This window comes from Acinetobacter sp. YH01010 (genome assembly GCF_013420775.1).
Lineage (GTDB): Bacteria > Pseudomonadota > Gammaproteobacteria > Pseudomonadales > Moraxellaceae > Acinetobacter > Acinetobacter amyesii.
This window is the reverse complement of sequence record NZ_VOYF01000034.1, coordinates 1-11,535: the sequence shown is the minus strand read 5'-3', so window position 1 is coordinate 11,535 and position 11,535 is coordinate 1. Positions and strand designations below refer to the sequence as shown.

The 11,535-nt window shown below is 35.9% G+C and carries 11 protein-coding genes; 10 read left to right on the top strand and 1 reads right to left on the bottom strand.

What is annotated here, in order from left to right:
- Positions 1–2,094: 2,094 nt before the first annotated feature.
- The 9 genes from repM to FTT77_RS16300 all read left to right on the top strand — a co-directional run bounded on the left by repM (position 2,095) and on the right by FTT77_RS16300 (position 10,086).
- Positions 2,095–3,012, top strand: a complete 918-nt coding sequence (gene repM, locus FTT77_RS16340; RefSeq protein WP_180015784.1) for a replication initiation protein RepM — start codon at positions 2,095–2,097, stop codon at positions 3,010–3,012.
- A 49-nt stretch (positions 3,013–3,061) separates the two neighbouring features.
- Positions 3,062–3,613 carry a plasmid replication DNA-binding protein gene (locus FTT77_RS16335; RefSeq protein WP_179996704.1) on the top strand — a complete coding sequence of 184 codons (552 nt, stop codon included), beginning with the start codon at positions 3,062–3,064 and terminating at the stop codon, positions 3,611–3,613.
- Positions 3,614–3,822: 209 nt separating this feature from the next.
- The gene (locus tag FTT77_RS16330; protein WP_168379835.1) at positions 3,823–4,248 is read left to right on the top strand and encodes a hypothetical protein; all 426 of its coding nucleotides are present in this window, start codon (positions 3,823–3,825) and stop codon (positions 4,246–4,248) included.
- A gap of 316 nt (positions 4,249–4,564) precedes the next feature.
- Positions 4,565–4,861, top strand: coding sequence for a type II toxin-antitoxin system RelE/ParE family toxin (locus FTT77_RS16325; RefSeq protein WP_034583450.1), 297 nt, complete (start codon positions 4,565–4,567; stop codon positions 4,859–4,861).
- Position 4,862: 1 nt separating this feature from the next.
- The gene (locus FTT77_RS16320; protein WP_000241337.1) at positions 4,863–5,153 is read left to right on the top strand and encodes an addiction module antidote protein; all 291 of its coding nucleotides are present in this window, start codon (positions 4,863–4,865) and stop codon (positions 5,151–5,153) included.
- 313 nt (positions 5,154–5,466) lie between these two features.
- Positions 5,467–5,946, top strand: a complete 480-nt coding sequence (locus FTT77_RS16315) for a spore coat U domain-containing protein (RefSeq protein WP_179991845.1) — start codon at positions 5,467–5,469, stop codon at positions 5,944–5,946.
- Between the two features lie 115 nt (positions 5,947–6,061).
- On the top strand, positions 6,062–6,739 hold the full coding sequence (locus tag FTT77_RS16310) for a molecular chaperone (RefSeq protein WP_257223471.1): 678 nt from the start codon (positions 6,062–6,064) through the stop codon (positions 6,737–6,739).
- 27 nt (positions 6,740–6,766) lie between these two features.
- Positions 6,767–9,112 carry a fimbria/pilus outer membrane usher protein gene (locus FTT77_RS16305; RefSeq protein ID WP_180022922.1) on the top strand — a complete coding sequence of 782 codons (2,346 nt, stop codon included), beginning with the start codon at positions 6,767–6,769 and terminating at the stop codon, positions 9,110–9,112.
- 20 nt (positions 9,113–9,132) lie between these two features.
- On the top strand, positions 9,133–10,086 hold the full coding sequence (locus tag FTT77_RS16300) for a spore coat U domain-containing protein (protein ID WP_180002664.1): 954 nt from the start codon (positions 9,133–9,135) through the stop codon (positions 10,084–10,086).
- Between the two features lie 14 nt (positions 10,087–10,100).
- Here FTT77_RS16300 and FTT77_RS16295 read toward each other — a convergent pair whose 3' ends face one another.
- Positions 10,101–10,580: a spore coat U domain-containing protein gene (locus tag FTT77_RS16295; protein WP_179991844.1), complete on the bottom strand. Its 480-nt coding sequence runs from the start codon at positions 10,578–10,580 to the stop codon at positions 10,101–10,103.
- A 157-nt stretch (positions 10,581–10,737) separates the two neighbouring features.
- Here FTT77_RS16295 and FTT77_RS16290 point away from each other — a divergent pair, with 157 nt between their 5' ends.
- Positions 10,738–10,926, top strand: a complete 189-nt coding sequence (locus FTT77_RS16290) for a hypothetical protein (RefSeq protein ID WP_157799961.1) — start codon at positions 10,738–10,740, stop codon at positions 10,924–10,926.
- Positions 10,927–11,535 lie beyond the last annotated feature (609 nt).

Below are 11,535 nucleotides of genomic sequence, written 5' to 3'. Positions count from 1 at the left end.
AACGAGCAAAACTTTCTAAACTTTTTTTTTCGGTTCGTGTGCATGAGACAGCCATCTCATTGCTAAAGACCGTGTAGCTGCATACGTGAGAAATCTAGTTGGTGCGGCTGCGAAGGGCACTGGACAGTGAGATTCTGTTCTTTGACCCAATCACTCTTAATTGGCTGTGACGTATGAAATCGTTGTGAGCCGATCAAATAGTTGGGCGACACTGAAACGGGACCCTTGGTGACAAGGGCAAACCCTGCTTAACAGAGAGTGTGAGTATCTTCATGGAATGATAGATGCGTTAGGAACACACGTTTACCGCTTCAATTCCTTAACAGGGCGGTATGCGTTGCGCACAGGTGGGCTTATGAGAGTATCGCGAGGTACTAGGGGCACGAGGAGAAATCTGGACTGCTCGGTACTCAATGATTAACCAAATTGATTTGTCGTGATGACATATTTGATTAGTTATTGAGATCTATGGATAGCTCAAGCCTGTAACAGTGACACTAAGGAGATCCAAGAGATTGGATCAAGCATGTTGCTTTGCGTAGGTTAAGTGCTTTACCCGTAATGAAATTTAATATCGGTTAATAATGGGAGTTTTTGGAACTCTTATCCCAAAAAAAAGGAATGGCTGATATCAGATGGAACGGATAAGCGTACTGACCGTCTATTTCTTTCGAAATAGACAAAGACTGTTAACGCTAAAGTGGGAATCTCTCAAGCCAATGATTAGATGTGGTGGCTCCACACTATAGGCTTTTGGACCGAAAACACTACGCGAGAGTGCTATAAGGTTTTATTAATGAGAGAGGGAGAGTTGCTGAATAGATTTAATTTGGTTTTATTTACAGATTAATTAGGTCACTTCGAGCGAATAAAAACGTAAGGGGTGGGTGAACGAAAGGCAATACGGTGCATAACCGGACTGAGAAAACAAAGTTTGTCAGGGGAGAGGTGTGGCAACCTCGGCCGCTATGAAATGCGGCAAGCCTGTTTGGCACGGAAGAAAGTGAATAAACGTTAAACATCCTGATGTAGCGCTCGGATGAATAATATTTCATGAGTAATCATTAAGAAAAGCGCTGGTTACGTTGAAGTTTGCGCTTTGAAATAACCCAGTTGTTCCGGAGACGGATCTGCTGCTGACTGATTTTTGCGATGATGGGCCGCAAGGCTCTAGTGGGATGATGTTATATAAAATCGTGATTGTGGAACTAAAACACAATTTGAAGTGTGTACTTTGTGATGTGTAGAAGTCAGGACCAGCTTAGTCTTGATGGAGGATCCATGAGAGTCGCTTCCACTGGAAACAGTGAAAATGTCGTAAGTTGATAACTGCGAGTTCGTTCTAGTCGCGAACTCAATAAATGATTAGCGTTAAGCGCGTTAGTTTCGTGAATTTGAACACGGAAAATCAAAAAAACAAGGCGGTCTCCTTAGGAGGCCGCCTTACCTTTTCCTGAAAGCTCATCATTTGCGTTTTAAGCACGTTTTCCTCATCGACATAGGATTCATAGTAATCAGTGAAAAAATCGCGCATACCCCCTATATTTTTGCGTTAAATCGCTATATCAGAGCGAGTGTCTACGAGCGAACATCGAAAAATCGCGCCTAGACTCTCTGAAAAACAATTTTTTAGTATCAAAATCTCAAAAACAGGAAATCACTTATAGAAAAGTGATTTCTAGACCGAGCGAAGCGAGTAAAAAAACTTATGAGCGAAGCGAATTCATTGTTGCTTTTGTTTTTTATTAAAGTCACAACGAGATTAGGCAAAAAATTGCCCCTCGAATCGAGCGAAAGCGAGATTCAATAGAGTTTGAGCGTAGCGAAAACATAGGGCAATTTTTCATTCCCTAAGCTTTTAATTATTTTTAATGTTTTTAAATGCTTTTATAGTTCATTAAGTGACTGTAAATAAATAATTTAATAGCTTATAAAGATAGGTTTAAGGGGTTATAAAGATAGGTTTAAGGGGTTATAAAGATAGGTTTAAGGGGTTATAAAGATAGGTTTAAGGGGTATTTGAATAGTTAAATTATTGACTATTTAAAATAGCCGGTATATAACCTATGTAGATTAATAAATAAGCTTAGAATTGTGACAAATACTAATAAGTTAGTTGTAAAAGATAATGCTCTGATTGATGCTTCATTCAATTTATCATTGATAGAACAAAGAATAATGCTTCTAGCTATAGTCGAAGCTAGAGAATCACAAAAGCTTTCCCCTGATACCCCGATAGAAGTATCAGTGAGTGACTATATTCATCAGTTTAAAGTCGATAGTAATAATGCTTATGCCTTGCTTAAAGATGCTGCTAGGACATTAAAACGAAGAGAATTTAGTTATCTAGATAGGTATAAGGGGATAGAGGCTCTTTCGACTGCCAATTGGGTTAATAAAGTAACGTATGTTGATAATAACGGTTTGATTGTTTTATATCTAAGTCATGAAGTAATTAGCTTAATAAGCAAATTGAGTGAGCAATTTACAAAATACTATATCGAACAAGTTTCAGACTTTAAAAGTAAATATAGTATTCGCTTATATGAACTTATTATTAAGTGGTTAAGCGTTACTAAGACAGAAAAATACAGCATCAATGACTTGAGATCAAAGCTTGGACTTAGTGTTGAAGAGTATTCAACTATGTCTAATTTCAAATCCAATGTCTTAGACAAAGCAATTAATGAAATTAACAAACATACTGATATAAGTGTTGATTATCAACAGTTTAAGAAAGGTCGAGTTATCACTGATATTCAATTTTCTATAAAGTCTAAAGCTCGACCTTCTAAGCAAACTAACTCTCTCAAACAGTCTTTTTATCAAATGAGTGACTCACAAATTAACTTATTTGGAAATCAATTATCTCGCCTACATGAACTGTCTCATTTAGCAAATCAAGGTGAAAGCTATGAAGAGTTAGCCATTAAAATTAAAGATATGCTCAGAGATCCAGTACAACAAAAACAACTTCTTCCACATCTTAAAGATCTAGGTTTTAACGTTTAAGTACATTACAGTTCATGTAATGACGGACTAAAACCATAATTAAAGAACTATGCCTAAATTTACTGTTGCGGAATTAGCTAAAAAATATGGAATCGCTCGTACATCTATTTATGATCGTATGAAGAATGGTTCTATTAGTTATGAAATTGACTCTAAGAATCGAAAAGTCATTGATTTTAGTGAAATGCAACGTGTTTACGGTATGCCTAACAGTCAGGCTGACAGTAAGCCTGATAGTAAGGAAACTGACAACACTACAGTTGAACTGTACAAGCAATTGATTGAAGAATTACGACATGATAAATCAGTTGCCGAAGAACGTGAAAGGCGTATGTACAAAGAGATTGAGCAACTTAAAGATAAAATTGACAACCTAACATTAGCACTTGGCTATACACCTAAAAATATTCAGCCTGACAGTCAGGATTACAGTACAAATGAACAAATCCGTACAACTACAGACTTACAAGAAATTGTACAGCCCGAACAAATTACAGCAATAGAAAATAAGCCTATTCAGCAAGCTGCTACGATAACACCGGAACCTAAAAAACGAGGTTTATTGGGCCGAGTGCTACATGCTGTTTTAAGTGATGACTAGAGGTTGAATTGTTTACCAAGGCTTATTAAAACCGTGAAACATTGATTAAATAGTAGGCGTGGAACGTGAAAAATCATAAAAAAAACCCACCTTGGGGAAGATGGGCTATAAACTTTGAAATAAGTATATGAATTTCAAGGTAAATTATAACACGTTTCGTATAACGTGTATTATGTTAATTTTAGATAAACTTTAAAGAACAAAAAAATATGTGTGAATGCCAATCTGTAGATAATTTTTTTGTATGTCCTACTAGTTTTTCAGATGTTTTCAGTCATAACTACAATATGAAGTATAAGTTTCCTCACTACTTCATTGAAGATCCTCCATGTGAGGAAGCTAAACCAGAATTTGATTATGGTGAGTTTTATTATGTTTGTACCGAGTGTCAGCAAGCTTGGTATTTTGAATGTTATCCAGAAACACCAACAGGCCCAATTTTTGGAATTAAAATTCCAGATATGAGCCAAGTATTAAGCCAAAACCGAATAAACAGTATTAAACAATTCTTAGTTGTTTTAGCTCATGAAGGCTTTTCAGAAAATAAGTGTATTCATAACGGATGTATGGACTATTCACTTAATGGAATTAAGGTATGTCTAAATCATTTTGGCTATAAATTTAGTCCTTATTAAAAGATTCATTTAACATAATAGAGCTTATACGAAATGCTTTTTAAAATATCCTTGTTTTTCATATAGTTAAAATTTTTTCACCCCCCTGAAAAACCACAAAAAACCGACTTGGAAACAAGTCGGTTTCTTTTTAATCAAAACTGTAACTTTTAGCCAATAGAATTGATCAAAAAACATTCTTTTTTGCGTTTTTTCCTGATTTATCAAGGGTCACAATTCAGAAATAATCCCCAATTTCTGCGGACAACTCTTGGGATAAAAATCTTGCATTATGTATTCGATCGAATACAATATAGTGAGAAGAAAAGGAATCCTCATGATTGAAATTAAACGTCTACCAGAATTTGATGAATGGTTGGATGGTATTAAAGACAATATGACCCGCATTCGCTTGAATCGCCGATTAGATAAGGTTCAACGTGGGAACTGGGGAGACATTAAACCTCTCCAAGATGGTGTTTGGGAAATGAGAGAGTTCTTCGGTTCAGGATGGAGGATGTATTACATCCAACATGGTGACGTAGTGATTGTAATGCTTGGTGGCGGAGATAAATCAACTCAACAACAAGACATCAATCGTGCAGTCAAATTATCAAAAACGTTGGAGGATTAAAATGGTTAAAGTAGCTGATTTACCAAGTTTTGATATGGCTGAGTCACTCAAAACTGAAGAAGATATTGTAATGTACCTCAATATGGTTCTTGAAGAAAATGATCCTGCTGAATTAGCGCACGCACTTGGTGTAATTGCTAAAGCAAGAGGTATGACCCAAATTGCGAAAGAAGCAGGTATTGGACGAGAAGCCCTTTACAAAGCACTTCGTCAAGATTCAACGCCTCGTTTTGATACGATCAACCGTGTTGTGAATGCTTTAGGTTTAAAATTGACAGTTCAACATACTTAAAATTTAAAAAATATAATAAAAAAATGGGAGTTTAAGGCTCCCATTTTTTATTATATAACGCCCATTCCATTGAATCAAAAAACTTAATTTCAATATGCCTCATTATTTTATAAAAAGTAGAGTAATGACGAATACATTTAATAATGCTGAATGGCTGGTTAAAAAAAAAACTTGAAAAAAATATAAAAAGTGATAAATTTCACACTTATTTTTATAGACGTGATTTTAATACCTATAAAAAATAAAAGGTGAAAGCAATGTTATTTATGACGATTGCTTTTGGGCTATCGGATTTAATACTTGGAATTCTTAAATGAAAAAATTTATCACTACTGCATTATTAGTATCTACTAACTTACTTTTAGCTGGACAAGCAAGTGCTGAAACACCAGCAGCAAGCACACAGCAGGCACAAACAACTTTTGATGTAAAAATTGAAGTTCTTTCTACATGTTCTATCAATGCAACAGAGATTGATTTTGGTAAAGTAAATAGCGGTAGTGTTGCAAGTGACAAAACAGGAACCCTAAATGTAACTTGTACAAATCAGACACCCTACAGTGTAGGTCTGTCAGGTAGTGGTAAGATGACAAATGAAAAAGATGCATTATCAAGTATTGCTTATGAGTTATTCCAAGATAGCAATAAGCCATGGGATAACAATGACAATAAATATGCAAACAATGGTTCAGGTAACGTACAAGCAATCCCTGTAATTGCTAAAGTCGTTGGCTCAACAAATGTTCGTGCAGGCAACTATAAAGATACAGTTACAGCCACGGTAACATATTAATATTTGTTATCGTAAAGATATTCTTCATTTAAAGGATATCAATATGAGAAATCCGATACGTTGCTCTAATCTACTACGTAAGTACAGTTTAGTTTGTCTAGTAACGAGTATTTTTATGATACAGGCGCATGCTGCAAGCTTGCAGGTTGCGCCTATTTTATTAGAGTTTTCCCCTCAGGAAAAAGTTAAAGAGCTTTGGTTAACCAATACAGGAAGTGACGAAATTCGGGGCCAAGTCCGAGTAAATTATTGGACACAAAATAATAATCAAGATGTTATTACACCTACAAAAGATCTGATAGCAAGCCCCATGGTATTGACTATACCTGCTGGGCAAAGACAGTTAGTTCGCTTGATTCGTAGCGCAAATAACAATCTTTCATCTGAACAAGCCTATCGACTCATCGTCGATGAATTACCTAATCCAAAAACTGAAGAGAAAAGCGGGTTGCAGCTTTTGCTGAAATATTCGATCCCAGTTTTCTTTAAAACATCACATATAAATGCTGTAGATCAAGGCTTAACTTCTTTAAAAGGCATGACATTTAAATATACGGATCATCAATTACTAGTCATCAATAAAACTACAAGTTATAAGCGTTTTAGCCAGTTTGCTTATGTAGATTCTCAAGGTAAAAAGACACCAATTCAAATGGGACTGATGGGCTATGTTCTAAATGGTCAGAGTATGCAATGGCCTATCCCTAAACAACTGAATATTCAACCGACTGGAAAGTTTGTTGCTGTTGTGAACATGGATGTACGTGAACAAATACTTCAAGTAGCACATTGATGTATTCATCAATTTTGGAGTGGTTTTGTGAGTGTACAGATTAGTGATTTGCTATTTGCAGGAGCAATCATTGCAGTGGCACCCAATACACTTGCACAAGTCAGCGATCCAAAACTGATTCAAGATATGCAGCAAGATTTATATTTAGATGTCGAACTAAATCAATCAGCACAACCAGAAATAGGACATTTTTTACAACAAGATAAACAGCTTTATATAGATGTGACATCATTAGACAAACTCTCAATTCAAAGTAGTGCTCCTCAAGTCTTGGTTGACCAAACAAACTATATTTCTTTAGATGCTATTAACGGGCTAAGTTATCAATATGACAATCTAAACCAGAAAATCACCATACAAGTCCCTATTGAATTATTAAGTGCAAAAAACCAATATAGTTATCAAGCTAAATCTGTAGCAACGGTTAATCCCCAGCAAGAAAGACAAGGCTTACTTTTAAACTATACGGCTTTTGCACAACAAACTGATGATCATTTTTCATTTAATGGATGGAATGAACTTCGTTATTTTGGTCTATTCAATGGTGTACTGAGTATTTCAGGTAATTATCAATATCAAGATAATCAGTTTACTGATCGTCAAATTCTAGATACGTATTGGGAGAAAGACTTCCCAGAGCAAATGCTTCGTTTACGTTTGGGCGATGCGCAAAGTGATGCTTTAACGTGGACACGCTCTACTCGGATTAGTGGTCTAAGTTTGGCTAAAAATTTCGCATTACAGCCTTATACGGTTACAACCCCATTAATGAGTTTTAAAGGGCAGGTTGCACTCCCTTCACAGATTGACCTTATCATTAATGGAATCAAGCAATCATCACAGAATGTAGTGCCAGGGCAGTTTGATATTCAAACTACACCGAGTATTACAGGTGCTGGCAATGCACAAATGGTCATTACTGACATCAATGGCCAACAACAAGTCCAAAATTTTTCACTCTATCGCGCAAATCACTTACTGGCACGGGGTCTAAATGATTGGTCATTTAACCTTGGTTATCCTAAATTAAATTATGGCATATCTTCATTTGATTATGCTGATGATTTAGCATTAAGTGGTAGTTATCGTTATGGATTAAGCAATACATTGACTGTTGAGACCCATACTGAGTTGACTGAAAAGTTACAGCAAGTGGGGCTAGGTGGTGTTTACCAATTAGGGAGACAAGCTGGTCAATTCAATGTCTCTTATGCCCATAGTTATACACCTGAAAACACGGGACAGTTGCTTGGATTCGGTTATAGTTGGAACTCAGCATTGTTTAGCTTAAATTATAATGGATTACGTCAATATGGGCAGTTCAGTGATATCGCTAGTTTAAATGATGCTTCATATGCAACCCAATCCAATCAATTTTACATGGGCTTAAATACGAAGTTTGGTCAGTTAGGAGGGAGCTATATTCAACAAGAGTATAAGGATCAGTCCAGCAACGAATATGTTCTATTGAACTGGTCTTATATTTTCCCTCGACGAATGAATCTGAATTTAAGTTATAGCAGGGACTTACTAAATAAAGAAAATAGTTACTACCTGTCCTTTAATATTCCATGGGCGAAACGGAATTCAGCAACTATCACAGCTCAACGTAGTAATGATCAAAATCAACTTAGCCTGAACGTCTTACATTCTGTGGATCAAGACCAAGGTGGTTTCGGTTGGCAAGCAAGGGCCAATCATACTGAGTTATACTCACAATTTCAGGGGCAACTGGATTATTTAAGTCGTTATGGCTTGGCCCAACTTAACGTTCAACATACGACCTCAGACCAAAGTAATACCAGTATTTATGCTTCAGTGAATGGCGGGGTTGTACTATTGAAAGATGCTATCTTACCTAAACGCCTAAGCAGTGGTTCATTTGCTATCGTTTCAACAGATCAAATACCTGATGTGCCTGTACGACTAGAGAATCGTTTAATTGGTAAAACTAATAAAAAAGGTTATCTACTACTCGATTATTTGAACCCTTATCAGAATAATAGTATCGCTATAGATACGCTTGATTTGCCAATTAATCTAAAAATTGAAAAAACGCAACAAAATGCTGTACCACGCCAATCGAGTGGCGTTTTTGTACAATTCCCGATGTATCAAGTGAAATCTGTGCAACTTCAAGTAGTAGATTTACAGGGACAAAATGTGAACGTGGGAACTTCTGTATGGCAAGAAGAACCGATTCAGCAACAACAACCCACAACTATTGTGGCTCACGATGGAGTTGTGTATATCGATAACCTAAAAAATAATACACTTTACATAGGCAATCAACTTAAGCAGTGCCGAGTGATACTGCCTGAACTTACAACATTAAAAGGTTTTAGTGATTTGGGGCGAATGGTATGTCAATAAACTGCAATGACTTGTTTAAAATGAGTGATTCAACGAAATATTTTATTTATGCAAGTTTATTCTTACTAGTATCTATTCTTTTTTGTTTACCTGCTTATGCTAGTAGCTGTTGGTTAGGGCAGTCTGCAACGTTAAGTTTAGGAACATCAAATGCTCAAGGCTCAGCACTTGTTTCAACAGATGTTATTGCTGACTGTTACTTTAATTCAAACCAGCCTGTAACGTATAAGCTATGTTTAGTGGCTGATAGTTTTGATCCCGCAGGTAGTACTCCTCGAAGTATGATTATTTATAATCCTGTAAGAGCATTACTCAATTATGAATTATATTCTGATGCAGCAAGAACATTTAAGATTCCTGATTCAGAACGTAAAAACCAAGCACAATGCCAAACTTTCCAGTTTGAAGCAGGAACTGGAAATGTCAGTACTCGGCTTAAACTATATGGTCAGGTGTTGCCTGGACAGAACGTACCAGCAGCATACTATCAAACGAATAGTATTGGATTGAAACTTTATTCTGCATACAAGGTTGGATCAGAAGTACCAACGGATACAGAAGCCCTTGCAAATTCGAATACTGGTAATAATAATTTAATTGTTAACTCATATTATGAAAATAGTTGCTTAATTCAGTCGGCAACAGATATTAACTTTGGTGCGGTTGACCAACTGAAGACACCGTTAATAAGCTCAGGAAATATACAGTTAGCCTGTCCCGTTGGCACTATTATGCAAGTCAGTTTAAATAATGGCATCAATGCGCAGGGCACACAAAGAAGAATGAGAAATGCTTTAGGAAACTATATCCGATACAACCTTTCTAGGAACGCACACGATGATCAACCTTGGCAAGGTAATACCTTTTACTCTGTAGATAATCATAATATACCTGTATATGCAACGGTTCCAGCTCAACCCATCAGTAGTACTGGGCAATACTCTGACACGATTACAGTAACTCTAACTTATTGATTTTTATTTTAAAATTAATAGGTAACCGTCGCAGTTACTGTGTCACTATATTTCCCAGCAGGAACATTAGCATTGGGAACCTTACCCCAAATCTTAATATTTTGTGTTTCCCCTGTCCCCTGTTGTGACAAACGATTGTCTGCAATATTGCCCCATTCTTTGCTCATGGCAACATCTTGATAAAGCTGATAAGGAATTTGTATGGAAATATCATTGGCATGCTTCAAACGACCATCACTATTTAAAGCAATATTATAGGGAGTACCATTAGTACAATGAACATTTAAGCTCCCTGTCGCTTGAACATTCTGTGCATTACGAGTCACAGTCCCAAAATCAATATCCGAAGAGCCTCCTGCTCCAATCTCACAAATTTCTGTAACTTGCATTTTGACTTGAAACTGTGTGGATTGACGATCACTCATGGTATATGCGGAAACAGAGACTACAGCTAAAATTACAAAAGAATATTTAAAAATTTTCACTTGACTCATTTACCATAATTTCAACCTATTAACTCCATTAAATATTACATAGTTTTTTAAGAAATAATATATAGTTAATAGACTTCCGTCATAAATCAAAAAACGTACAATTTATTTGATCTTAAATTAATCAGCAAACTTATTTAATTCAAAGGATAATCCTTGGATGAAATTCAAAGATATTCAAAAATTATCAGACGTTAAGTTTCGTAGGCTTACCGGTGTTAGTTGGGCTACATTTAACCTGATGTTGGCCGAGCTAAATAAGCAGTTACCTCGTCATATTGGTAAAGGACGACCGCATAAATTACCGTTGGAAGATCGTTTGCTCTTATGTATAGGCTTTGTTGCATAAATATTTTGCAAAATACTTATTTTTAAGGAGTTTAAGAAAATTTTAATAAAAAATAAGTATAATAAAATCATAGTTTTAGGTATTTTTGCAACAAAGCCTCTTAGAAATAAAAGAGCATGATGTTTTAAGTATTTAACATAAAATCTCTTATGCGAAATTCCAAGAAGAGCACATCCAGTGCTCTTCTTATTTTTAGATAATAAATCGTTAAAAAAATGATCCATTCTCATTTTAGAACTGGGTGTTTTTTACTCAAAATACTATTTTTTTCCATAACCATAAAAGCCCCCCTTTGAAACATATATTTTTATTGATTATTTTTGTGCAAATTTCCTTGTAAACAGCTGTTTTATGGCAGGAATATAAATAAGAGTTCCTGCGATCTGCGTGCGCGAAAACATCTGAAAATTTGCCAAGTTTAAAAAAGCCTGAGACGATGGCTTTGCCAAAATATGAAATGAGCTTTGTTGTGTTAATCGTGCAACGAGCAAAACTTTCTAAACTTTTTTTTTCGGTTCGTGTGCATGAGACAGCCATCTCATTGCTAAAGACCGTGTAGCTGCATACGTGAGAAATCTAGTTGGTGCGGCTGCGAAGGGCACTGGACAG